This window comes from Ignavibacteriota bacterium (assembly GCA_016708125.1).
Lineage (GTDB): Bacteria > Bacteroidota > Ignavibacteria > Ignavibacteriales > Melioribacteraceae.
The window spans coordinates 1,449,171-1,475,002 of record JADJGF010000001.1 but is presented as its reverse complement, the minus strand read 5'-3'; the positions used below and the strand labels follow the sequence as shown (position 1 = coordinate 1,475,002).

At 29.4% G+C, this 25,832-nt stretch carries 24 protein-coding genes; 17 read left to right on the top strand and 7 right to left on the bottom strand.

From position 1 onward, the window contains the following. Positions 1-69 precede the first annotated feature (69 nt). Both IPH62_06635 and IPH62_06630 read left to right on the top strand, forming a co-directional pair. Positions 70-1,035, top strand: a complete 966-nt coding sequence (locus IPH62_06635; protein MBK7104943.1) for a hypothetical protein — start codon at positions 70-72, stop codon at positions 1,033-1,035. A gap of 89 nt (positions 1,036-1,124) precedes the next feature. Then, a complete protein-coding gene (locus IPH62_06630) occupies positions 1,125-3,476 on the top strand; it encodes a carboxypeptidase-like regulatory domain-containing protein (protein ID MBK7104942.1) in 2,352 nt (783 codons plus the stop codon). A 40-nt stretch (positions 3,477-3,516) separates the two neighbouring features. Here the strand turns inward: IPH62_06630 and IPH62_06625 are convergent, their stop codons facing one another. Then, positions 3,517-3,867 carry a hypothetical protein gene (locus IPH62_06625; protein MBK7104941.1) on the bottom strand — a complete coding sequence of 117 codons (351 nt, stop codon included), beginning with the start codon at positions 3,865-3,867 and terminating at the stop codon, positions 3,517-3,519. 115 nt (positions 3,868-3,982) lie between these two features. Here IPH62_06625 and IPH62_06620 point away from each other — a divergent pair, with 115 nt between their 5' ends. From IPH62_06620 to IPH62_06605, 4 genes are all read left to right on the top strand, one after another. Continuing rightward, on the top strand, positions 3,983-4,849 hold the full coding sequence (locus IPH62_06620; GenBank protein ID MBK7104940.1) for an SMP-30/gluconolactonase/LRE family protein: 867 nt from the start codon (positions 3,983-3,985) through the stop codon (positions 4,847-4,849). Then, the gene (locus tag IPH62_06615; GenBank protein ID MBK7104939.1) at positions 4,839-5,330 is read left to right on the top strand and encodes a hypothetical protein; all 492 of its coding nucleotides are present in this window, start codon (positions 4,839-4,841) and stop codon (positions 5,328-5,330) included. Before IPH62_06620 ends, IPH62_06615 begins: the two co-directional genes overlap by 11 nt. A 14-nt stretch (positions 5,331-5,344) precedes the next feature. Beyond that, on the top strand, positions 5,345-5,875 hold the full coding sequence (locus IPH62_06610) for a transposase (protein MBK7104938.1): 531 nt from the start codon (positions 5,345-5,347) through the stop codon (positions 5,873-5,875). A gap of 131 nt (positions 5,876-6,006) precedes the next feature. Then, positions 6,007-8,289 carry a TonB-dependent receptor gene (locus IPH62_06605; protein MBK7104937.1) on the top strand — a complete coding sequence of 761 codons (2,283 nt, stop codon included), beginning with the start codon at positions 6,007-6,009 and terminating at the stop codon, positions 8,287-8,289. 31 nt (positions 8,290-8,320) lie between these two features. Here IPH62_06605 and IPH62_06600 read toward each other — a convergent pair whose 3' ends face one another. Continuing rightward, positions 8,321-9,328 carry an AraC family transcriptional regulator gene (locus IPH62_06600; protein ID MBK7104936.1) on the bottom strand — a complete coding sequence of 336 codons (1,008 nt, stop codon included), beginning with the start codon at positions 9,326-9,328 and terminating at the stop codon, positions 8,321-8,323. Between the two features lie 160 nt (positions 9,329-9,488). After that, positions 9,489-10,598 carry a helix-turn-helix transcriptional regulator gene (locus tag IPH62_06595; protein ID MBK7104935.1) on the bottom strand — a complete coding sequence of 370 codons (1,110 nt, stop codon included), beginning with the start codon at positions 10,596-10,598 and terminating at the stop codon, positions 9,489-9,491. Between the two features lie 270 nt (positions 10,599-10,868). On the opposite strand from IPH62_06595, the gene IPH62_06590 reads away from it, so the two are divergent. Both IPH62_06590 and IPH62_06585 read left to right on the top strand, forming a co-directional pair. After that, complete coding sequence (locus IPH62_06590; GenBank protein MBK7104934.1) at positions 10,869-12,155, top strand: DEAD/DEAH box helicase; 1,287 nt, start codon at positions 10,869-10,871, stop codon at positions 12,153-12,155. 3 nt (positions 12,156-12,158) lie between these two features. Next, positions 12,159-12,353 carry a YwbE family protein gene (locus IPH62_06585; GenBank protein ID MBK7104933.1) on the top strand — a complete coding sequence of 65 codons (195 nt, stop codon included), beginning with the start codon at positions 12,159-12,161 and terminating at the stop codon, positions 12,351-12,353. A 14-nt stretch (positions 12,354-12,367) separates the two neighbouring features. Here the strand turns inward: IPH62_06585 and IPH62_06580 are convergent, their stop codons facing one another. Next, complete coding sequence (locus IPH62_06580) at positions 12,368-13,999, bottom strand: ATP-binding cassette domain-containing protein (GenBank protein MBK7104932.1); 1,632 nt, start codon at positions 13,997-13,999, stop codon at positions 12,368-12,370. Between the two features lie 876 nt (positions 14,000-14,875). On the opposite strand from IPH62_06580, the gene IPH62_06575 reads away from it, so the two are divergent. From IPH62_06575 to xth, 6 genes are all read left to right on the top strand, one after another. Then, positions 14,876-15,844, top strand: a complete 969-nt coding sequence (locus IPH62_06575) for an SMEK domain-containing protein (protein ID MBK7104931.1) — start codon at positions 14,876-14,878, stop codon at positions 15,842-15,844. A gap of 204 nt (positions 15,845-16,048) precedes the next feature. Continuing rightward, positions 16,049-17,755 carry a DUF2326 domain-containing protein gene (locus IPH62_06570; GenBank protein MBK7104930.1) on the top strand — a complete coding sequence of 569 codons (1,707 nt, stop codon included), beginning with the start codon at positions 16,049-16,051 and terminating at the stop codon, positions 17,753-17,755. A 101-nt stretch (positions 17,756-17,856) separates the two neighbouring features. Next, complete coding sequence (locus IPH62_06565; protein MBK7104929.1) at positions 17,857-18,210, top strand: hypothetical protein; 354 nt, start codon at positions 17,857-17,859, stop codon at positions 18,208-18,210. Positions 18,211-18,376: 166 nt separating this feature from the next. Next, a complete protein-coding gene (locus IPH62_06560) occupies positions 18,377-19,414 on the top strand; it encodes an alcohol dehydrogenase catalytic domain-containing protein (protein MBK7104928.1) in 1,038 nt (345 codons plus the stop codon). 28 nt (positions 19,415-19,442) lie between these two features. Beyond that, positions 19,443-20,399 (top strand): prolyl oligopeptidase family serine peptidase, encoded by a 957-nt coding sequence (locus tag IPH62_06555; protein ID MBK7104927.1) that lies wholly within the window; start codon positions 19,443-19,445, stop codon positions 20,397-20,399. A gap of 74 nt (positions 20,400-20,473) precedes the next feature. Next, positions 20,474-21,247 (top strand): exodeoxyribonuclease III, encoded by a 774-nt coding sequence (gene xth, locus IPH62_06550; protein ID MBK7104926.1) that lies wholly within the window; start codon positions 20,474-20,476, stop codon positions 21,245-21,247. Positions 21,248-21,254: 7 nt separating this feature from the next. Here the strand turns inward: xth and IPH62_06545 are convergent, their stop codons facing one another. The 3 genes from IPH62_06545 to IPH62_06535 form a co-directional block, all read right to left on the bottom strand. Next, positions 21,255-22,427 (bottom strand): hypothetical protein, encoded by a 1,173-nt coding sequence (locus IPH62_06545; protein MBK7104925.1) that lies wholly within the window; start codon positions 22,425-22,427, stop codon positions 21,255-21,257. Continuing rightward, positions 22,428-23,147, bottom strand: coding sequence for a MerR family transcriptional regulator (locus IPH62_06540; GenBank protein ID MBK7104924.1), 720 nt, complete (start codon positions 23,145-23,147; stop codon positions 22,428-22,430). It abuts the gene before it with no gap. Positions 23,148-23,208: 61 nt separating this feature from the next. Next, the gene (locus IPH62_06535) at positions 23,209-23,385 is read right to left on the bottom strand and encodes a hypothetical protein (GenBank protein MBK7104923.1); all 177 of its coding nucleotides are present in this window, start codon (positions 23,383-23,385) and stop codon (positions 23,209-23,211) included. 213 nt (positions 23,386-23,598) lie between these two features. On the opposite strand from IPH62_06535, the gene IPH62_06530 reads away from it, so the two are divergent. From IPH62_06530 to IPH62_06520, 3 genes are all read left to right on the top strand, one after another. Next, complete coding sequence (locus IPH62_06530) at positions 23,599-24,840, top strand: U32 family peptidase (protein MBK7104922.1); 1,242 nt, start codon at positions 23,599-23,601, stop codon at positions 24,838-24,840. Between the two features lie 123 nt (positions 24,841-24,963). Continuing rightward, positions 24,964-25,191, top strand: a complete 228-nt coding sequence (locus IPH62_06525) for a ferredoxin (protein MBK7104921.1) — start codon at positions 24,964-24,966, stop codon at positions 25,189-25,191. A 94-nt stretch (positions 25,192-25,285) separates the two neighbouring features. Then, positions 25,286-25,792, top strand: coding sequence for a PaaI family thioesterase (locus IPH62_06520; protein ID MBK7104920.1), 507 nt, complete (start codon positions 25,286-25,288; stop codon positions 25,790-25,792). Positions 25,793-25,832 lie beyond the last annotated feature (40 nt).

Genomic DNA, 25,832 nt, shown 5'->3' with positions numbered 1-25,832 from the left:
TTTCCGTAAATTTTACTTAAGCGTTTTTTTTCTTAATCATAATCTTACTCTTTTAACTTTTACCTAAAAATGTCTAAAATAATTATTGGAATTCACGGACTCGGAAATAAACCCAAGAAAGATATTTTATCTAAATGGTGGAAAGAATCTATTGATGAAGGATTGAAAAATATTGGGAAACCAAATCTTCAATATGAATTTGAATTAATTTACTGGGCAGATATTTTAAATGAAAAACCTCTTGATGAAAATGAGAAAGATAAAAACAGCAAATACTATATCGCTGAAAAATATTTACCCTCTGATAAAAATTTCGTTCCAAAAAAAATTGAATTAAACTCTTTGGTTGATCAATTCTTATATAACCAATTTGATAAAATATTTCTCAATCCGGATTTTGTAAAAAATCACGAGTTGATTTCCGAATTTATTGTAAAAAAATATTTTAGAGAGCTGGGGATTTATTATTCATCCGAAAATGAATTTAAAGATTACAGAAATATTATTATTTACAGAATTTTGGCTGAACTAAAAAAACATGAAAATAAAGAAATTTTATTAATTGCTCATTCAATGGGCTCAATAATAATTTATGATATTTTAACTTTATTTACTCCAAATTTTAAAGTAGAAAAATTTCTTACCATTGGCTCTCCGCTTGGACTTCCGGTAATTTTAGAAAAGATTAAATCGAACTTAAACATTTCCGAAAATCCAAAAACTCCGGATGGTGTAAACGAATGGATAAATTTTGCGGATGAAGAAGATAAAATTGCCGGGAACTCAGTTTTTTCAGAATATTATAATACGAATATTTGCGGAGTTGTTCCACAAAATTATTTTATTACAAATGATTATGAAATTAATAATCAAAGAAATCCGCACAAAGTTTACGGATATTTGCGCGCAGCAAAATTTTCAGAAATAATTTATAAGTTTTTATCTCAAAAAGAAAAAAGCTGGTTTCAAAAGCAATTGGAAAAATTCAAAAATCAATTATTACGTTTGAAAGGTGAAAATAAAATATTTACTTAATTAAGAAAATTTAAATTAAATGGCTTAGCTTTGTAACATTTCGTTATTTTATTTCGTCTTTTAAATAAATAAAATTGGAACCTTTATTTATGAAACTTGCCATTATTTTTTTGTTGATATTTTCAGTTATTCAAGCTCAATCTTTTAATCTTTCCGGAATAATTACTGATATTAAAACAAGCAAAAAAATTCCTTATGTAAACATTGGGCTGCTCGGAACGAAATATGGAACAAGTTCTGATGAAGTTGGAGAATTTAAAATTGTTTTACAGAAGGGAATTCACGTTCTTCAAATAAGTTGTATTGGTTACAATTCAAAACAAATTAAAGTATCAATACCTTATGAAAATTCATTAAATATAGAATTGACTCCAAGTGTAATTAATTTACCGGAAGTTTTGGTAAATGCTGATGAAAATCCTGCATATTCCATTATTAGAAAAGCAATTGAAAACAAAGCAAAAAATAAAAAGGGATTGAAGAATTACTTTTATAATTTTTACTCAAAAAATAAATTGCTTTCGGGAAACGATATTGTTTTCTTAGAGGAAGATGTTGGAGAAGGATTTAATGCGATTCGTAGTGAGATAAAAGAATACAAAACGAAAATTACAAGTACGGAAAATATTTCCAAAACAACTTTTAAAACTTTTGATCTGGATTTTTTTGAAAATAAAATAATTGACTTTTCTAACGATTCATTAATTCTTGGCAAGTTTGTTTTTCACCTTCCTATCTCTCAATTTGCCTTTGACTATTATGATTACGAACTATTGGGAATTAAGCAAAATAAATCAAGAACTTTTTATCAAATAAAAGTTATTCCTTATTCTAAAATTAGACCAACTTTTAGCGGTGAACTTCTAATTGATGATTCCAGTTATGCGTTGGCTGGGTTAAATCTTACACTTGAAAATAGAAATTTTATACCTTATACAAATGTTAAACTCTCAGTAATACAAAATATTGAAAAAATTGATAATTATTGGTTGCCTATATTTTATAGTTCAACAATGGAAACTAATTTCAATTATAATTATTTGTTCATTCTTGATAGTGCAATTACATCTTTTGTGAAAGTAATGAATAACCACAAAATAAATTTAGAAAATAGTGATCCTTATTTAACGAATATAAATCGACTTGACGACACTTCATTTAACAAAACACCAACAGTAATCAATTTTGATATTATGGATTCTATCAGACTATTCCCGGTTTCTAATATTGAAAAAGAAGCTATTAAAAATATTGATAGTAATAAAGAAATTGTTTCGTCTCTCAAATTAGGCGGTATTGGCGGAGAATATTTTAAAAATGTTGATTTTAAAGAAAATAATTCCCAAGACAATGGTTTCAATTTTGGGAAAATTTTCAAATACATTAACTTTAAAAATAACAGGGTTGATGGCATTGCTCTGGGATTAAAGTATTCAACTAAAAGTTCTGGTACCTTAATTAGCTTGTCCGGAAATATCTTATACTCATTTGCCAGAAAAGCAGTTGACACACACATTTCATCATATTTCCCATTAAAAAATAATTTTTTAGACGGTATTGAGCTTACAGGAAATTATGGTTCCGTTCCATTTAGTAAGTTTCGTTTTTACTCTGATTTATGGAATAGCATAGGCGTTTCAATTGGATTTGAAGATCAATTTAACTATTTCCATTCAATTTCTGGCAAATTTGGATTTGATAAAAAAATCAATAAAAATATTAACTTACAATTTGGTTATACTTACGAAAACCAAAAATCGCTTGAATATAAAAAATATTACAGTTTGTTTAATTTAAGAACTATCAATAGAATTAATCCAGAAATTAAAGATGGAATAGATAGTAGAATCTTCCTTAATCTTCAAAGTAAAAAATCTCCTTTTGAAATTAGTTTTATAGCAGAAGATGGGTTTATCTCTGAATTCGAATTTTCCAATAAATATTTTGGAAGTAGTTTTAATTATCTCAGTCTTTTTACTGCTTATCAATTTTATTTTGATACTTTTTTTGATGAATTGTTCTTCTCTCCCTATCTTGGCGTTTTTATAGAAGGCTCTGCAATTTTGGGAAAGTATGATATTCAACATTTATATACTCCACAGACTTCAATAGCTTTTTTATCTCCTTTTGGAACTTTTAAAAGTCTTATGCCTTATCAATTAACCGGTGATAAAAGTTTGGCAATTCATTTAGAACACAATTGGAGAAAAACGTTTTTTGATATGCTGGGAATTTATTTCCCGGTAGCATGGAATTTTGAGTTTGTAAATGGAGTAAGTGCATTAAATCTATGGAATAAAAATACAAATAAATTTTACTGGGAAATTTATGCTGGAATTTCGGGTATTTTGGGAGTTCTAAATTTCAATATTGCTTATAACAAATATAACGAGACTGTTTTTCGTCTTGGATTGAGTAAATTTCTAAATCCAAAATTTTAATTATTATTTTTAATACATAATTGGTAAATCTATTTTATACTTAATTTCTTAACTCAATTCCATGTGCGTGAAATCCATCTTTCCCCGACATATGTCCGGTAATTACCATTGTTTTCGAGTCGTCCATTCCCGGCGGAAGATTTTCTAATCCGCTCACAAAAACTTCTTTATTGTTTTTATCAACTACATAAAAAACATAAGTCCCGTCTTGTGTTCTTTGAACGCCTTTTTCTTTTACAAGTTTTACAATTATTGGAAGCGATGCATTACTGTTTGGTTCAAATCTGGTAAAATCCCCAAGTTCATCGCTTGAAGCAAAATAACTGAAATATAAAATTGCAATTATTATAATTACCAGAAGGGGCAAAACAAGTTTTTGTATTTTCTTCATATATATTTTAATTTATATTAGTAAACAAGTTTGAAATAATAAATTTACTTATGCGCGATAAAAATTTATTAATATCACAAATTGAATTTATAAAAATAATAAGGGAAAATTAACAATGAATAATCAAAAATTTTCTTTTTTAATTGCAATATTAATTCTCGTTTCATCTCAATTATTATTTTCTCAAATTGAAAAAGTTGCGGAAGGATTTCAATTTACCGAAGGTCCCGTTTGGAAAGACGGCGCAATTCTATTTAGTGATATTCCGGCAAACAAAATTTATAAATGGAATGAGAAAGACGGACTTTCAACTTTTCTTGATCCTTCGGGAAATTCAAACGGATTAGCTATTTGCAAAGATGGAAATTTAATTTTAGCTCAGCATGGAAAAAGAAGAATGGCAAAATTATTAAACGATGGAAAAGAAATTTCTCTCGCAGATAATTTTTACGGAAACAAATTAAATTCACCAAATGATCTCGCCGTAAAATCCGATGGTTCTATTTTCTTTACCGATCCTCCTTATGGAATTAAATCCGAAGAAGAAGAATTGGGTTATTATGGAATATTTAGATTATCAAAAAACGGAAAATTAAAATTATTGGATAATTCGCTTCATCGCCCGAATGGTATTGCGTTTTCGCCCGATGAAAAACTTTTATACGTTACAAACTCGGGAAGTAATGAAGTTTACGTTTGGGATGTAAAAGATTCAACAATTACAAATAAAAGACTTTTTGCAAATATGCAGCCGGATGGATTTGGCGATGGAATGAAGGTTGATAAAAACGGAAGATTGTTTATTGCCGCAACAAAAGGAATTTGGATTTACGAAAGTAACGGAACTTTATTAGAATCTTTTGAAGTTCCCGGACAAACCACAAACTGCGCTTTTGGTGATGAAGACGGAAAAACTTTATACATCACTTCGGGAAACGCCGTTTATAAATATCGCTCAAAATTAACAACTTATGAAAAGTAAAAAAATGAATCATAATGAAATTCCAAAATATAAATACAACGGTGCGCGTTCACTTGTTTTATTGCACGAAAAACATTTAACAAATTTTCTAAAAACTTGGCAAGAAGCAAAAAAATTAAATGTAGAATTACCAAAAACCGATGATCCGGATTATCAATCGTTGGAAACTTTATTGTTTCATGTTTTGCGTTCTGCGCGTGGTTATATGACGTGGATTTGTGAAAAATTAAATTTACCTGATCCGGAAATAAACAATCCACCGGAAATAAATAATATTGAAAAAAATGCAGAACAATATTTATTAAATTTATTTGGAAGATGGCGTTTGCCATTAATTGAAATTGAAGAAGAAAACTTTCACTCCCCGACATTTAAATCACGCTGGGGAGTTGAATATTGTATTGATGCAATGCTTGAACACGCAGTTATGCATCCAATTCGACATGAATTTCAGTTGAGGAATTTGATAAAGTTAACGTAAAAAATATTTATTTTATGATAAAAAGTAGAAAAGCTAATCGATATAAACTTTATGATTATTCTACTCCGGGTTATTATTTTGTTACGATTTGTGTTGAAAACATGAATTGTGTTTTGGAAAAAGTTGAAAATGAAAAAGTAATTTTAAATTTATTAGGTGATTTAGTTGAACGGTTCTGGAAAAATATACCTAAAATTTATGGCTTAATAGAAATTGATGAATTTATAATTATGCCCAATCATATTCATGGAATAATAATCATTAACGTAGGGGATGCAAATCTTGCATCCCAAAATATTATTAACGGGAACGCAAAATTTGCGTTCCCTACAAATAGTGATGACCGAACAAAAATGCTTCTTTCAAAAGTAATTCAACAATTTAAAAGAGTTTGCACAATTGAAATTCGTAAAACCAATTTAAAGAATTTTAAATGGCAAAAATCATTTTACGATAGAATAATTCGTAACGAAAATGAATTATATAATATTAGAAAATATATAAAATACAATACGCTAAAATGGAAAATTCCAAATTTTAATTAGTTTCGTCCTTTCCCATCAATCAGAACTTAAAAATTAGTAATTTCACGTCCTATCCCTTTGAAAAAGCCGATTTTGTTTTTCACAAATTATAAGTTTGCTTCAAAAAATTTTTCAATAATTCTGAGGCAAAAATGTACAAATTACTTTTTCTGATTTTTTTTATTTCAATTTCAATCTCGGCACAAAATAAACCTACCGGAAATTTGGAAGGAACTGTTCTTGATCAAAGCAACAAATCCAAATTAATTGGTGTAAATATTTTTATACAAGAAAATGAAATTGGTACCATAACAAATATTGATGGAAAATATAAAATCTCTAATCTTCCCGTTGGAACTTATACAATTAATTTCACTTACGTTGGTTACAAAAAAATTACAAAAACCGATGTCATAATTCGTTCCGATAGGACAACTTATTTAAATATAGAAATGTTTTCTTCAACTATTGAATTGGAAAATGTTGTTGTGGAAAGCGGGTTTTTTACAGAAGTTGAAAATAAACCAATCGGAACTGTAAATTTTTCTTCGGAAGAAATTCGACGTGCGCCCGGTTCTGCCGGAGATGTAAGCAGAATAATTTATGGTTTACCATCACTTGCAAAAGTTAACGATTCGCGAAACAGCTTAATTGTCCGCGGCGGAAGTCCAATAGAAAATAGTTTTTTTATAGATAATATTGAAATTCCCAACATAAATCATTTTCCCGTTGAAGGTTCTTCCGATGGACCAATAGGAATTTTAAATGTTGATTTTATTGAAGATGTAAATTTTTACTCGGGTGGATTTTCTCCAATTTACGGAGATAAACTTTCTTCAATTATGGAAATCAGATTTCGCGAAGGCGCAAAGGATAAAATTCAATCGCAATTAAATTTAAGTATGCAAGGAATTGGCGGAGGAATTGAAGGACCTATTTTTGATAAAGGCTCTTACTTGTTTTCCGGAAGCATTTCTTATTTGGATTTGATAATTGATGAAAGTGAAACCGGCGGAGCAATTCCCCATTACGGAGATGCGCAGACAAAAATTGTTTATAATTTAAATGAAAAAAATAAGCTCACTTTGCTTGATGTTTTTTCTTGGGATCAAATTAATTTGGAATATGAAAATGCGCTCGGCACAGATTTAACAAACGTTTACGGAAAAACGGATGGAGTTACAAACTCAGCCGGATTGAACTGGCAATTTGTTTGGGGAAAAAGCGGTTATTCAAATACTTCTATTTCGCACACTTATTTTGGTTACAAAAGAGATTATTCGGAAACAAAATCTAAAAATCATTTATTCACAAATAATTCTGCGGAAAATAATATTCGCATAAGAAATGTTAATTATTTCAAGCAGAATAATTTTAACAAATTCGAATTTGGTTTTGAAGGAAAATATAATTTCAGCAAGTTTGATGTTCTTTACGAAGCTTGGGAAGACAATTACGGAAACCCAACTCCACGGTTGTATATTAATAAAAAGTTTGGAACAACCAAATTCGCAATTTTTGCACAGCATCAATTAAAATTTTCTGAAAATTTAAATTTTGAATACGGAGTAAGAGCAGATTTTTTTGAGTATAACGATCATTTAAATTTTTCTCCGCGGTTATCAATTTCATATAATTTAAATAATGGAATAAATCTTTCTGCAAGTGCGGGAATTTTTACTCAAGAAATTCCGGAAAATTTTCTCATTCAAAATGATGAATTTATAAATTTAAAAACGCCGATTTCAAATCATCTAATATTTGGAATTAGTAAAATGCTTGGCGAATCAACAAAATTAAGTGTTGAAGCTTATTACAAATCTTATAAAAATTTTCCAATTGATCCAACTCAGCCGAATATGTTTTTGTTTGATCAATCAATGATTGACGGAATATTTTTAAATCATGAAAATTTGGTTGATAAAGGAGAAGCTTTTTCGCGCGGAATTGAAATAATGATGCAGAAAAAATTAGCTTCGGATTTTTACGGAATGACAAGTATTTCATATTCCAAAACAAGATATAAAGATTTAGAAAATACTTGGCGCGATAGAATTTACGATAATGTTTTTAATTTTAATATTGAAGGCGGTTACATTCCGAATGATGAATGGGAATTTAAACTTCGCTGGATTTACGCTGGCGGTGCACCTTATACTCCTTTTGATATTGAAAAATCTGCAGAATTAAACAGAGGAATTTGGGATACGGAAAATATTAATGAAAAAAGATTACCGGATTATCATTCGTTAAATATTAGAGTTGATAAAAGATTTTATTTTTCCGGTTCAAGTTTAATAATTTATCTTAGTGTTTGGAATGCATACGGCAGAGAAAATATTGCGTTTTATGATTGGAATGAACAAACAAAAAAAGTTACTGCGCAAAATCAATGGAGCACTATGCCTGTTTTGGGAATAGACTATAAATTTTAGTTCAACCGTAGAGACGGGATATATCCCGTCTCTACAATTTACTGCGAAACTGAGATGGAGTCATATTAGTAAATTTTTTAAAAGCTGAATAATATGCTGATTTAGATGAAAATCCCGCTTCAAATCCGTGAGCAAGTAAATTGTATTTTCCTTCTTTATCATTAGAAATTAATTTCTTTACTTCTTCAACTCTATAACTATTTACGAAGTCATAAAAATTTTGTTCTAATTTTGTATTAATAATTTCTGAAAGATTGTGTGTTGAAACTCCAACCAAACTCGCTAAATCAAGTAAACTTAGTTTTTCATTTTTAAATGGTTTCTGCTCATCCATAATTGTTAAAAGCTGTTTTAAATATTTATTCGCTTCGTCTTCTTTTAATCCACTTTTTCTGTATGGCTCACTATTTTCAGATTTTGTAAATTCATTTTGGAGGGTCTCGTTTTTCAGTTCGGGCTGCTGCAGACTTTTATATGCAATTGCATAAATAAAAATTGAAATTGCTAAATAACTTCCCAGCTCAGGTTTAAACTCATTATCAAATATTAATTGAATTGTGGTTAAACTTATTGCTGTAATCCACAAAATAACTGCACCGGTTATTAAAAAATTTATCCAAGATAAATTATTTTTATCAATACTTGAAAAGTTTTCTTTCAGTTTTTTATTGAATTTATAAACTTCATAAATTGCACGAACCAAATAATACGCTCCATATATTGGGGTTAAATATGAAATAAATAAAACGTGCCAAGGCAATTTATTTTCTACATAAACTAAATTCAGTTGATATGATGTCGGTTCAAAATAGAAAAAGAATATTGCATAAATTTGTACTAATAAAAACGGAAGAAAATGAATTAAATATTTTATGCTGAACTTTTTAATTCCATGTGTAATAAAACAAACATACAAATAAAGTGCTGGTCCATATAAATATGGAAATGTCTGCATTAACCCAATCAGAATTGGAGTTTTTCTGATCTCACCAGTTACAGCAAGAGAGTTTAAAATTAAATCCAATGAAAAGATTATCATTGTTACTGCCAAAATTCTATTAGCGGTTTTATTCTCTTTTTTTCTTATCAAAAAAAAAGCGAGCAGAAACCCTTGTGCGGAACCTATAATAAATGCGTATGTAAAAAATGTGTTCAAATTTATTTCAATAATTAATGTAAGTTTAAAATAAATTCAATTTCTATAAATTATTTCTAAATTGTGCAGGAGTTTTTCCGGTAAATTTTTTAAATGCAGAATAATATGCTGATTTAGATGAAAATCCCGCTTCAAATCCGTGTGCAAGCAAGTTATATTTTCCTTCTTTATCTTCAGTAATTAATTTTTTCACTTCTTCAACTCTGTAACTATTTATAAAATCATAAAAATTCTGTTCTAATTTTGTATTTATAATTTCAGAAAGATTGTGTGAAGAAATTCCAACTTTATCAGCAAGATTATTAAGACTTAGTTTTGTATCTAGGTGTGGTTTATCATCTTTCATAATTTCTAATAAATTCTTCAAATATTCATCGGCTTTGTCTTCGGTTAATCCGGATTTTTTATATGTTTCTGTTTCATAATTTATCGTTTCAATTTCTGGTTGTTTATAACTTTTTATGGCTAGTGTATATAAGAAAATTGAAATGGATATATAAATCAATAAATTTGCTTGAAATCCTTGTCCATAAATTACATCCAACAAATATGAAAGAAAAACAATAAGCCAAATTATAACTGTTCCATAAACCAAAAATAAAAGCCAATTGAGATCAATTTTTTCAATGTTGGAAAATTTGTTTTTTATTACTCTGTTATATTTTAGTGTTATAATTACTGTTAAAATCAAATAAAGCAATCCAACGAATGGAATTAATGTACCAACTAAAACAATGTGCCAAGGCGGTTCTTTTGAAAAATCTATCAAACTCAGTTGATATTCCGAACCTTCAAAATAAAAGAAAAATATTCCGTAAACCTGAACAATGAGAAATGGAATAAAATGAAGAAAATTATTTGTTTCTATTTTTTCTTGTTTGTGAATTAGAAAAATTATGTAAAGATAAATTAATGGTCCGTATAAATAAGGAAGTGAATTGTTTAATCCCAAAAACCATGGAAAATATTTTATATAACCGCTCAGAAATAAAACGCCTCCCGAAAGATCAACGGCAAAAACAATCATTGTGATTGCTAAAAATTTATTTGCAAAGTTGTTTTCTTTTTTCTTCCATAAAATGAAAAACAAGAAAACTGCTTGTGCGGCACCAATTGCAAAAATGTAAGTAATTATATTTTTAAATTCTAACATGAAATAATCTTTTGTTAATTAAAGATAAAACAAACTGAGAAGTTCTCAAAAATAAGTTTACAATAAGAATAATTTTATTTTTTACCATAACGCTATTTCAGAATTAAACTTTGAGATGACCTATAATAAAGCTAAATTTGAATTGTAATTATTTGTAATGCTTCAGTCACATACCTTTGTTTGTAATTCTTAATAAGATATTCATTCATCCTCAACTGATCCAGAACACAATAAATTTTAGAAACACGATTTTAAAGGAAATACAAACTGATGTCATTCGCAAAAATTAATCTTATTAAACCAATTCAAAAAGCTTTAGCCGAAGAAGGATATAAAATTCCAACTCCTATTCAGAAACAGGCTATTCCGGTTATACTTACTAAAAAAGATTTGCTAGGATGTGCGCAAACCGGAACCGGCAAAACCGCTGCTTTTGCAGTACCGATTTTACAATTGCTTTATAATAACCAAGAAATTGGTTTTAAGAGAAGAAGAATTCGTTCTCTTATTGTAACTCCAACAAGAGAACTTGCAATTCAAATTGGAGATAGTTTCTCTGCATACGGAAAATATTCCGGACTCAAAAATGCCGTTGTTTATGGCGGAGTAAACCAAAAAGCTCAGACAGATAAATTGTTATCCGGTGTTGATATATTAATTGCTACTCCGGGAAGATTATTAGATTTAATGAACCAAGGTTATATTTATCTTAACCGTATTGAAATATTTGTGCTTGATGAAGCCGACCGAATGCTTGATATGGGTTTTATAAATGATGTAAAAAAAATAATTGCAAAATTACCATCTAAGAGACAATCATTGTTTTTCTCTGCAACAATGCCGGATGAAATTGTAAAACTTGCCCGAACAATTTTAGAAAAACCAATTAAAATAGAAATAACTCCAAAATCATCAACGGTTGAAACTATTAAGCAAAGTGTGTATTATGTTGATAAATCCGATAAGAAAGATCTTCTAATTCATTTATTGAAAGATCCAAAAATTATTTCCGCACTTATTTTTACAAGAACAAAACACGGCGCCGACAAAGTGACACAATTCTTAAATAAAGCGAAAATAAATTCCGATGCAATTCACGGCAACAAATCGCAAAATGCAAGACAGCGTGCATTAAACAATTTTAAAACCAGACAAACTCGAGTTTTGGTAGCGACTGATATTGCTGCACGGGGAATTGATATTGACGAACTTTCACATGTAATAAATTTTGAGCTTCCAAATATTCCAGAAACTTACGTGCACAGAATCGGAAGAACAGGTCGTGCCGGATTAAGCGGGGTTGCACTTTCGCTTTGTGATAATGAAGAAAAATTTTTTCTTAAGGATATAAACAAACTTATTTCAATACCAATTCCTGTTATTGAAAATCATCCTTTTATATCTACCGGCAAAATATCTGATAAACCCAAAGAGATTTTACAAAAAACAATAAATGAAAAAACATCTCATAAAAAACCCGCAAATTCAAAAAGTCCAAAACCAAGATATTGGAAAAGTGATAGAAAAAAAGTTTCGATGAAAAAAGGAAAAGATTAATTCGTGGAATCAAACATTAGAAAAAATATAACACAAGGTTTGCATGTTGAAATTGTTGAAAAAGAAAATCAACGAACAAATAATTTTACAGAAGGTTACGTAAAAGACATTTTAACAAAATCACCAAATCATCCTCACGGAATAAAAGTGAGATTAGAAACCGGCGAAGTGGGTCGAGTTAAAAAAATTCTCGAATAAATTTCAATTCGCTTTTAAATATTTATAGCTTGTGCATGATAAACTTTTAAATGAATCTTTTTTATTTCTTCATCGTTCAAGTATTCGTCAAAAGTCATACGTTTATCAATAATTCCGGTTGGAATAATTTCAATAATTCTATTTGCAATTGTATGAATAAATTGATGATCGTGCGAACTAAATATTATTGTTCCGGGAAAATCAATCAAACTATTATTTAATGCAGAAATTGCTTCCAGATCAAGATGATTAGTCGGACCATCCAGCAAAAGTACATTGGGATTTATCAACATCATTTTCGCAAACATGCAACGCACTCTTTCGCCGCCGGAAAGTACACTTGCTTTCTTCAAGGTTTCTTCGCCGCTAAAAAGCATTCTTCCCAAAAAACCACGAATATATGTTTCTTCTTTTTCTTTGGAAAATTGACGCAGCCAATCAATTAAATTTAGGTCAACATTAAAATACTCGGCACTGTCTTTTGGAAAATATGCAACTTTTGTTGTAACTCCCCAAACAAAATTTCCGCTATCTGCTTTCTCTTTTCCATCAAGAATATTAAACAAAGTGGTTTTTACTAAATCATTAGGTCCAACAAGTGCAACCTTATCGCCTTTTTCAACTCTAAAAGTTAGATCGTTTAGAAGATTTTCTTCTTCTGAATTTTTTGTAAGATTATTTATTTCAAGCAGATTGTTTCCTGCTTCACGCTCAGATTTAAAAGCAATATAAGGCATTCTTCGCGAGGAAGGTTTTATATCTTCCAAAGTAAGATTTTCCAACTGTTTTTTTCTTGATGTTGCTTGTTTTGATTTTGATGCATTTGCGCTAAACCGTGCAATAAATTCCTGAAGCTCTGCTCTTTTTGCTTCTATTTTTTTATTTGAATCCTTTGCTTGTTTTGAAGCTAACTGACTGCTTTCCAGCCAAAAATCATAATTGCCCGTGTACATTGTAACTTTACTATAATCAATATCGGCAATGTGTGTACACACTTTGTTTAGAAAATGTCTATCATGCGAAATTACAATAACTATATTTTTAAATTTCTCGAGAAAATCTTCCAGCCATCCAATGGAAATAATATCAAGGTGGTTGGTCGGTTCATCCAGAAGTAAAATATCTGGGTTTCCAAATAAAGCTTGAGCCAACAAAACTTTTACTTTTTCGTTTCCGGTCAAATCTTTCATCAATTTTGTTTGATCTTCATCATTAATTCCCAAACCATTTAAAAGTTCGGCGGCTTCGGATTCTGCTTCATAACCAAAAAGTTCTGCAAATTCTCCTTCAAGTTTGGCGGCATTAATTCCGTCTTGCTCATTAAAATCGGGTTTTGAGTAAAGAATATCCCGCTCTTCCATAATTGCAAAAAGTTTTTGATGTCCCATCATAACCGTTTGCAAAACTTGAAATTCATCATACTCAAAATGATTTTGTTTTAAAGTTGCAAGTCGGTTTCCCGGTGTTACAATTACGTTACCTGAGCTTTGTTCAATTTCGCCGGAAAGAATTTTTATAAAAGTTGACTTACCGGAACCGTTTGCGCCAATTATTCCGTAACAGTTTCCGAGTGTGAATTTTAAATTTACATTTTCGAACAATGTTCGTTTGCCAAATCTTAATGCTAAATTGCTTGTACTTATCATTTATTCCATTTTATTTTTTTTGAAAAATTACAATTTACTGCATAATTTAAAGCCATAAATACCATTGAAACTTTTTGCAAATAAATTATCGCAAAGAGAATAAGATTGGTTAGGCTTGGTCAATTTTGAAAACTAAGAGGGAAATACTACTTTTTCGCTTACGAGTGCTCTAATTCAAAACTTTGACGTAAAAATACGAATTATTTTAATCTGTAACAATTGGGTTTGTGTTGATTTATAAATTCTGCAGCCAAAAATTCTTGAATGTTTTCTACATGTTTTGATTAAATATAACATCTAAGTAATTTGATCTCGTAAAATTTTAAACACCAAAAACCAGAACACCAAATTCGCTTTTATGGAAACATAATGAACGTAAAAAAATTATAATACCAAATTTTGTACTTCTATTCACTTTACAATCATACTCTTACTCAACCGAGTAAAGTCACAATAACATGATGTAACCATCTTTTGTGTTTGTGGTTCAATAATTGACGAACAATGTGATAGTTATATAATTGAAGTAGTAGAATGGTCTCAACAAAATAATACTAATAATAAAGTTTATTATATTAACGTTGATGTAAGCAAACTAAGTATGTCAGACTGGGGTTCTGATTGGCATCCAAATATTAACGGACAACAAAAAACTGCTGATATAATATTGCCAATAATAAAAGACAAAATGGGGTGGTGATATTATTAAGAGATTAGAAATATTTTTATTGATATTTGAACTGTTTAGATTTATAATTGTTATGAAAATATTTTATTTAAATATACAAAATTAATATCTGTGGGAATTATATTTACTAAAATTTCTACATATATTCTTAATATATTGACGGCTAATAAATCAACAAATTTTATCCGATGAATCGATCTCGATACTTTAATTATATTGAAGAGAAACTGAGTGTCCTTGCTTATAGAATAAACATCAAGGGCAAATTAAATATCTTAGACTTACATATGCATTCAGAAGATTTTTATCTCCATTTCTTAAATAAGTTATATTGTTGGGAACTTATAAATATGAATAAAAAACTTCAAAATGTAGAAGCTATTGATCTAATTGATGATAATAACAAGATAATAATTCAAGTTTCTGCAACCAGTACTAAATCGAAAATTGAGTCTGCATTGAAAAAGAATATAATGCAGTCTCTAACTGGTTATACATTCAAGTTTGTTTCAATTTCGAACGATTCTAGCAAACTACGCAAATTAGTTTATGAGAATTCAAGTGGAATAAAATTCGAACCAGCAAATGATATAATGGATCCATCTTCTATACTTGATGAAATAAAATCTAAAGAAATCCCCTTTCAAAGAATTATATATTCCTTTATTAAAGATGAATTAGGGGCCGAAATTGATATAATAAAATTGGATTCAAATCTTGCCACAATAATCAATATATTATCAGAGGAAGATTTGAATAAATTTGATACGGATTTGAAACTCAACAGTTTCGAAATTGATAGAAAAATTGAATTCAATAACCTTGACATATGTAAAATTATAATAGAGGATTACAAAGTACATTACAATCGTGTCAATAAGAAATATGAAGAATTTGACAAGCTAGGTAAGAATAAAAGTAATTCTGTATTGGCAAGCATTAGAGGTGAGTATATTAAAAATATAAAAATGGACAATGACGATGAATTGTTTTTTAAAGTTATAGATAATGTTCTGAATTTGGTCACTCAAAGTGCGAATTATATTTCAATTCCATCTGATGAATTAGATCAGTGCATCAATATCTTAGTGGTTGATGCGTTTATTCGGTGTAAAATATTTAAGAATCCAGAGAATTATAATTATGTTACTTCCTGATAACATACATCCAGAAAATAGCGTTTATTATAATGGTGCTAAAGTGCTACAATGTCTACAAAAGCAGAATAATCAAAATATGTTGGACTTGTATCAAAATGTTAAACAAATTACAAATATTTCTTTCCCAGTTTTTATATTATGCTTAGACTGGTTATTTTTAATTGATATCGCTATCCTTAACAACAATGGTAATATCGAATTATGTTCATAAAATCATTAACCATTCTTAGTGATAATGGAATCATCCGAGAAATATTTTTCAGAAAAGGAATCAATCTAATTGTTGATGAAAGCCTAGATCAAATAACCGGAAATAATGTTGGCAAGACAACAGTTTTAAAACTTGTTGACTTCTGTTTAGGGGCTAATCAAAGGAATATATACGTCGATCCTGAATCAAAGCGTGATGAATATACTTTGGTTAAGGAGTTTTTAATTCAAAACGAAGTTATAATTAAATTATTGTTGACAGATAATTTAGATGATAATGGTGCAAATCAAATATTAATTGAAAGAAACTTCTTATCTCGCTCAAAAATTATAAGAAGAATTAATGGTGATAATTTTACAGAGGAAGAATTTGAAAGAAAATTGTTATATCTTATTTTTCCAGATCATTTTGCTGAAAAACCAACGTTTAGACAAATCATTTCACACAACATTCGATACAAAGACGAAAGTATTAGCAATACATTAAAAACCCTTGATAAATATACATCAGATGCAGAATATGAGACATTGTATTTGTTCCTATTTGGTTGTGAATTTACAAAAGGAAATACCAAGCAAGAAATATTATTAAATCTACGTCAAGAAGAAAATTATAGAAATAGACTAGAAAATAAACAGACCAAAACTGCCTATGAAGCCGCTTTAGCAATTATTAATGATGAAATTACTGAACTCTATGAAAAAAAAGCCAAATTGAATTTAAATGAAAATTACGAGGCAGATTTAGATAGATTAAACGATTTAAAATATAAAATAAATCGAACGAGTTCAGAAATAAGCAAGCTTAATATCCGGAAAGAAATTATTAGAGAAACTGAAAATGATCTAAAATTAGACAAATCAATTATTGACTTGGATCAACTTAATATGATATACCAACAAGCTACTTCTATGCTAAGTAGTATTCAAAAAACATTTGAGGAATTGGTTCAATATCATAATACAATGATATCTGAGAAGGTAAAATTTATATCAAGAGAGCTACCAAGTTTAGAAAGTAACATTAAAGTCAAAAAGGAATATCTAAACTCATTATTAAAGGAGGAATTTGAGTTATCATCAGTCATATCAAAAACCGATACATTTGAAGAGTTAGAATATTTAATTAAAGAATTGAATGACAGATTTAGAAATAAGGGTGAGTACGAGAATATTATTCAACAATTAGAAGAAGTTGAGGGTAATATAAAAGAATATACCAAACAGCTGAATGAAATTGATAATGAGTTGTTTTCAGATAACTTTGAACAGTCTGTAAAGAATCAACTTAATAAGTTTAACAAACATTTTTCTTCTATATCAACAATATTATACGATGAAAAATATGCACTGAAACATGATATTATTACAAATAGAAAAAATCAACGCATCTACAAATTCAGTGCATTTAATACCAATCTCAGTTCCGGTAAAAAACAAGGTGAAATATCTTGTTTCGACATAGCATATACATTATTCGCAGACGAGGAAAATATTCCCTGTTTACATTTTCTTTTAAATGACAAAAAGGAACTCATGCACGATAACCAATTGGTGAAAATCGCTGAACTTGTGAACAAGAATAATATACAGTTTGTAGCTTCAATTTTGAAAGATAAACTTCCTGCAGAACTAAACAACGAAGAGTATTTTATCGTTATGCTTTCTCAAGAAGATAAATTATTCAGAATTGAATGATATCTGTAATATTTTTTACAAGTCATTATGTGAGTCCAACACTTAACAAAGTTCAACTAAAGGAATAATTAAACGCCTGTAAAAATTTTACTTAAAATAAAATGTCTATACTACTATTCAACATCTCTTTGGTCTTTTTAATCACTCACGAAATGGACGCTGTTAGATGTAAAGAATGGAGAATTTTTCCAGTCTTATCTTTACTAACCGATAAATTAGGTTTCACAATATTTTCACTTGCACATATTCCTCTTTTTGGGTTGCTTGCATTTTATTTACTCAACTCTAATAATATAGATTCTCTAATTTATTATTTAGAAATTTTCTTTATTGCTCATTTAATTTTGCATCTTCTGTATTTGTGCCATCCGAAAAATGAATTTAAAGATTGTATTTCCTGGATATTGATAATTACACCGGCTGTCTTGGGTTTTACAGATTTAGCAATAGTTTAAATAAACGCGGTTAAAAATATTATCAGAGGTGAAAGATTTATCAACAAACATATTATAAAGAAAAAACTGTTTTTGAAGATATATACAAAACTTACTTTTATTGAAAATACCGTTTAAAAATATTCAATATATTAAGGTTTTATTTTAATAAAATTGGAATCAATTTATGAAAGCCGTTTTACTTCAAGATATTAGAAAATTTGATGTTCAAGAAATTCCCGTGCCGGAATTGATTAACGATGACGATGTTTTAGTAAACATTAAAATGGTTGGTGTTTGCGGTTCGGATATTCATTATTTCACAACCGGAAGAATAGGATCACAAATTGTAAAGTTTCCATTTATCACCGGACATGAAGCTGCCGGAATTGTTGAAAAGGTTGGGAGCAAAATTACAAAATTAAAACCGGGACAAAGAATTGCTATCGATCCAGCCGTGTCTTGCGGCAAATGCGATCAGTGTTTATCCGGAAGAGAAAATACTTGTAGAAAATTGGTTTTTATGGGCGCTCCAAAACAGAAAGAAGGAGCAATGTGCAATTACGTAATTTTAAAAGAGCATAATTGTTTTCCGATAAATGATGAAATGACTTTTGAACAAGCTGTGCTTTCCGAACCTTTGGCAATTGGAGTTTATTCCGTTGATCAATCTAATCCTAAACCAAATTCAAATGTTGCAATACTTGGCGTTGGACCAATTGGAATTTCTGTATTTCATGCACTTCAAACAATTCATGTTGGTAATGTTTTTGTTACAGATAGAATTGATTATCGTTTAGATTTTGCAAAACAATTAAATCCAAAGTATGTGGGAAACCCAAACAAAACAAATGTGGTGGAAGAAATAAAAAAAATTGAGCCTCTGGAAATGGATATTGTTTATGAATGCAGCGGCGATCCCGATGCTTATAAACATGCAATCGAATTACTAAAACCCGGCGGACTTTTTGTAATCGTGGGAATTCCGGAAGTTGATGAAATTGCGTTTCCTATTCACGAATTAAGAAGAAAGGAAATTACAATTTTAAATATTCGCCGACAATCAAACAGCACACAAAAAGCTTTAAATTATTTATCAAGCGGAAAAATAAATATGGATAAGCTGGTAACTCATCATTTTAAAATGGAAGAAATTAACGAAGCATTTGAGTTGGTTTCAAATTACAGAGATGGCGTAATGAAAGCTATGATTACTATTGAATAATCTTAACAAATTTTGATTAATACTTTTAATGCAGAAAATAAACTTTCAAAATACAACAAATCTTCCAAGCGGATATGAAGAACGGGAACACAACGAAATGCGGTTTGGATTGTTCGTTCCGCCAAATTATAATGAGGGAAAAAAGTATCCACTTATATTAGCTTTGCATGGTAAACTGGATTTAACCTCATGGAATTTACCTTGGTACAATGAAACGATTGTTTCTAAAGATCCATGTGTTGTTGTTACACCAAAGACTTCAAATCCAAATCTGGCTTGGGGAAACAGCAATAATGAAAATCATACTCCGGAAATGTTAACCGTTTTAGAAATTCTAAATTTATTAAAGAAAGAATTTAATTTAGATGAAAATAGATTTTATGTTCACGGCGCATCTATGGGCGGATTTGGAGTTTTTAATTTGCTTGCGAAAGAACCAAAAATGTTTGCGGCAGCAATTGCTATTTGCGGCGGTGGTTCGCCATCTACGGCAAATATTTTAAAGGAAATTCCTTTGTGGATTTTTCACGGTAATGCTGATCCAATAATTTCCGTTGAGCAATCAAGAAAATTATATAAAGCAATTTTGCTCGAGGGTGGAATAAAAGTTAGATATACGGAATATTCAAACATTGGACACGATTCGTGGGTTAATGCTTGGAATGAATCGACAATTTTGTATTGGTTTCTTTCGCAAAGAAAAAATTATTCTTCACGTTCACCAAAACCTCCGGAAAATTTCAGATATGAATTTATTGAAAAAGGAAAAATAAACCTGACTTGGAATTCTTCTAAAAGTAAAAATATTTGGTATTATAAAATTTTTAGTAATAACAAGCTGATTGCCGAAGTTGACAACAATATTCAATCTATTATTGTTGAATACAACTCAGAAATTTTAAATTATTCAATAATTGCGGTAAATTATTTTTTCAAGGAATCTGAAAAAATTGAACTGAATATTTATCCTACTTTATTCGCATAATTTTTATTCAAAATTATTTCATACAATTTTATATCTTATTTATAACTTAAAAATGTTTTGTAGAAAGGAAGTTTATGAAAACTTATAAATTAATTTCATGGAATGTAAACGGAATCCGTGCCGTTGCGAAAAAAGGATTTCACGATTGGCTCAAATCTGAAAATCCCGATATTCTTTGCATCCAGGAAACAAAGGCGTGGGAAGAACAATTAGATGATTCACTTACAAAAATAGATGGTTACAATTCTTATTTTTCTCAAGCGGAAAAAAAGGGTTACAGCGGAACGGCGGTTTATACCAAGGAAAAACCTTTAAATGTGCAAAAAGGAATCGGGATTACTGAGTTTGACAGCGAAGGTAGATTTGTAATTGCAGAATTTAAAGATTTTGTTTTGTATAATATTTATTATCCAAACGGAAAGAAAGATGCAATTCGTTTAAAATATAAAATGGATTTTTATAGTGCTTTTCAAAATCATGCACTTGGTTTAATAAACAAAGGTAAGAAATTAATAATTTGCGGCGATGTAAATACCGCGCATAAAGAAATTGATTTGGCGAGACCGAAAGAAAATTCTAAAGTATCCGGATTTTTACCGGAAGAAAGAGAATGGATTGATAAATTTTTAGCAGATGGATTTATTGATACTTTGCGAATGTTTAATGATAAGCCGGAAGTTTATACTTGGTGGGATCAAGTTACTCGCGCACGAGAAAGAAATGTGGGCTGGAGAATTGATTATTTTTTCATAAGCGAAAATTTAAAAAATAATATTACCAATGCTTTTGTTCTACCGGAAATTATGGGTTCTGATCATTGTCCCATAGGAATTGAGATGAAATTTTAGATAAAAATTAATTGAGGAAATTTGACGCAAGTTCAAAAATATTTTCAAAATTTACATTAACAATTTCTCTTTGATTTTTATCTGCCGGAAAAGGTGTTTCATGTGAATAATTATATGGAAAATCCGTAATCATTGTTCTAATTGGAATTTTTCTCTGTGCCCCATTTAGAGTATTTATTACCGATTCCGGAGGAATAACTTTGTCTTTAATTAATGAAATTGCAAAAATTCTATTTTTCAACTCAAGCAATCTTTCTTCCCGTATGTTTCTTAATCCATATTGAGATAAGAGACTTTTAAAATATTTTATTTCGGGAAGTGAATTTCTATCAATCTTTCCTTTATTTAAATAATCATCAAATAGTTTAAAAAATTTACTCATTGATTCGTAAGCTTTACTATCTAAAATTGCTCTGGCAACAGGAAACATTATATCAAATGTTGGTCCGCCGCAGAAAATAAATAATTTAGATTTCTCAAAATAATTTTTAGGATTTGCCATTAATAAAACTTCTGCCAATAAAGCTCCAATTGAATATCCAAAAAAATCAATTGAGCAGTCATCATAAATAAATTTATTTTCTCCGTCTCTAATTTCACTAATAAGCTTTGTCACGTCAGTAAATGTTTGAAATCCCGATGTAAAAAATCGGGATGGTTTGCTGTGTAATCTCATACTCAATGCTGCATTTGCAAATGTCGAATTCTGAATTCCATTGTACATATTAATTCTGTATTCCGACATTTTTTTCATTAAGCGCGGATTGCTCCATGTTTCCGGAGCCCTGTTCATATGAAATGCAATTGGAAAAAGTATAATTGCTTTTCCGGTTAATTTGTTTAATTTAATTGCCCAAGGAAGATACTTATCCCATATTCTTTCGTTTAATCCATGAAATAAAAAAATCACATCTTTTGCTCTTTTTAGAGAATCACTTTTTACAATGATGTAATTAAATTTATTATTTTCTTCAATTGTTACGTCGTCTGTATTTGAAAAAATTGAGTTTTCAAATTCCGATACATAATAATTATTTGGAAAATCTATTTTAAATTCATCAATTCCTTTTGAATAAAACGGATGGTTGTAAATTACTGCGTTAAAAACACTTAAATCAATTTTGGGATTATTGATATCAAAATGATTTTTCAAATATATATTTTGATCAAAGTAATCCAACTATTCATCCTTTTCATTTGCGGTTAAATTTTTTCTTTTAGAATTTTTATTTTTAATTGTCTGTATTTCTTTTTGCTTTGTTTTAAGAAGATTTTCCCATCGTGCAATTCCTTCTTTAAGTAAATTCATTTTTGAGAAAAGCTGTACAATAGCGCTGCTCATTGCATCAAGCCGCTCTTTTGTTTCTAATTGCTGGTAATGATTCAAGTCGTTGCTAATTAGTAAAAAATCTCTAAAATAATCGGATATTGTTTTAATTTCTTCGAGTGAATAATTAAACAACTGAAGATCTTTTATAAGTTTGCACATGTAAACATAAGTTTGCGAGTAAAGTCTAAATCCACCCGAACTTCTCATTTCTGATTCAATAATTCCTTTTTCTTCCCAGTGTTTAATTGTTCTTGGACTAACGCCGGCTTGATCTGCAAGACCACTAATAGTTATAAACTTTTCTATGTTTTTTTCATCATGCAGAATTTTAGAGTTGTTGGGGAGCCCAATTTTTTTAACAATTTTTTGCAATTCCGGAATAGCATAGCCCATATCCAATAATGATTTAAGCATTAATGCTTGTTCAACAGAACCTTTTGTATAGAAAACTGTTTTATCTTCTGTAATTCCTGCTGGTTTTAATAAATTATTGGTTTCAAACTCATGAAGGATTTTTTCTGATATTGCGACTTCTTTAAGAAAGTCTTCTCTTAGAAATATATTATTCATTATACCTTTACGTTTATTTTACTATAACCTATACGTTTACGTATATGAATATAATTGAAAATTATAATCCTTGCAATAAATATTTTAATGTGTGAGATATTTTATTATACAACTCTTGTTCAAAAATTCCACCACATCTTTCAGCAAAAATAACGATTCCCATTCCGCCGCTGGCAATTTCTTTAATTAATTTGTAATTGCCAATTTGCTGTCCGACGAAATTTAATTTTTCTTCCATGCTTGGCTGTTTTTTTTGATAGAGATTGTGTTCATTTATAACCTTTCTAATAAACCTATGTGTTTATTACCTTTAAGAATGAATTTATTTTTATGGTGGTTGTTTAGTAAAAATAAATTTCTATTTTACATGCCCGGTTTCAAAAAAGGAACCGGTTTTTTGTTTATACAAATCACTATTTTTATAATAACAATTTTATAGAAAGAAATTTTTATGTTACAAAAAAATATAGAAGTTATGGCTCCCGTTGGTTCATGGGAAGCGTTAAGTGCCGCAATAAAAGCAGGGTGCAACTCAATTTATTTTGGTGTTGAGCAATTAAATATGCGCGCACGCTCATCAATAAATTTTACAGTTGAAGATTTAACAAAAGTTGCGGAAATCTGTAAAGAAAATAAAATTAAATCATATATCACGCTAAACACAACTTTGTATGATCATGACATTACATTAATGAAAAATATAATGGATGCCGCAAAACAAAATGGAATTGATGCCGTAATTGTTTCAGATCATGCGGCAATGAGTTATGCAAAAAAAATAAATTATCCGGTTCATATTTCTACTCAATCAAATGTAAGTAATATTGAAACGGTAGAATTCTATGCAGATTATGCAGATGTTATTGTAATGGCTCGCGAGTTAAGCTTACAGCAAGTAGCAAGCATTGCAAACGAAATTGAAAGAAGAAATATAATTGGTCCATCCGGAAATTTAATTGAAGTAGAAGTTTTTGCCCATGGTGCGCTTTGTATGGCTGTTTCCGGAAAATGTTATTTAAGTCTGCACTCTCATAATTCATCGGCAAATCGCGGAGCTTGCATTCAAAATTGCAGAAGAGAATATACAGTTATTGATAAAGAAGAAGGAATTGAACTCAATATTGATAACGAATACATAATGAGTGCAAAAGATTTGGCAACAATTGATTTTCTTGATAAAGTTTTAAATGCCGGAGTTAAAGTTTTAAAAATTGAAGGTCGTGGAAGATCAGCAGATTATGTTTACACAACCGTTAAATGTTACCGCGAAGCTGTTGATTCAATTTTAGAAGGAACTTACACAAAAGAAAAAATTGAAGATTGGAAAACTAGATTGGCAACTGTTTATAATCGCGGCTTCTGGGATGGTTATTATCTTGGCAGAAAAACTGGTGAATGGAGCGATGCTTATGGATCCAAAGCTACAACAAAGAAAATTTATGTTGCAAAGGGAATAAAATATTTTTCTAAAATTAAGGTCGGTGAATTTTTGTTGGAGGCGCATAATTTAAAAAAAGGCGATAAAATTTTAATTACGGGACCAACTACCGGAGTAGTTGAAACAATCGTTAATGAAATTAGAGTTGATGATAAAAATGTTGATGAGGTTACACAAGGAGAGAATTTCTCAATACAAATTGATGAATTAATTAGACCATCTGATAAGTTGTATAAAGTTGTTGAAAATAATTAATTACTTTTTCAGCCAAATTTCCTTGTAATTCTTAATCTTAATCATGCTCTTAATCTTAATTTAAAAAATTGTGTAAATTAGAGTAAGATTATGATTAAGAGCAAGCTTAAGAAAAAATAAAAAATGATTTCAATTTCATATTTCAGAAATAAATGTATTGGCTGCAATGCTTGTGTTGAAGCAGATCCAAATCGATGGCGTGTATCTAAGAAAGACGGTAAATGTAATTTAATTGGCAGCAAAGAGAAAAAGGGAATTTATTTAATTCATGTTGGCAACGAAGAAATTGATTCTATTAAAGCAGCTTCAAAAAATTGTCCGGCAAAAATTATTAAGTTTACAATTAAATAATTAATCATACAGTCATTCCCGAATGTTTTAATCGGGAATCTATTATTTATCAACTTGATTCCCACTTTCGAGCGAATGACAAACTTAAAATTATATGAAACAAAAAGTAATCAATAAACAAAATAATTCTAAAATGTGTTTTGTCTGCGGAATGGAAAATAAGCTTGGTTTAAAAGCTTCATTTTATGAGATGGAAAATGAAGAATTGGTTGCCACATTTACACCTAAAGAAATTCATCAAAGTTACCCCGGAAGACTTCATGGTGGAATTGCATCAACAATTTTGGATGAAGCAATTGGTCGTGCAATACTAATGAAAGATGAAAACATGTGGGGTGTTACTTTAGAGCTTAATGTCAAATTCAAAAAACCCGTTCCTTATAATGAAGAACTAAAAGTAATCTGCAAAATAACAAATGAAACTTCCCGTACTTTTGAAGGCGAAGGAAGAATTGTTTTGCCAAATGGTGAAGTTGCGGTTGTTGCACAAGGAAAATATTTTAAAATGCATGTCAATAAAATTACTGATGTAGATTTTACTGCCGATCAGTGGTTTAATGTAAAAGATGAAAAAGATCCAAAGGAAATTGAAATAATTTAAAAATTTTTTGTGGCATTTTTGTTTTTAATTTTACCAGAAG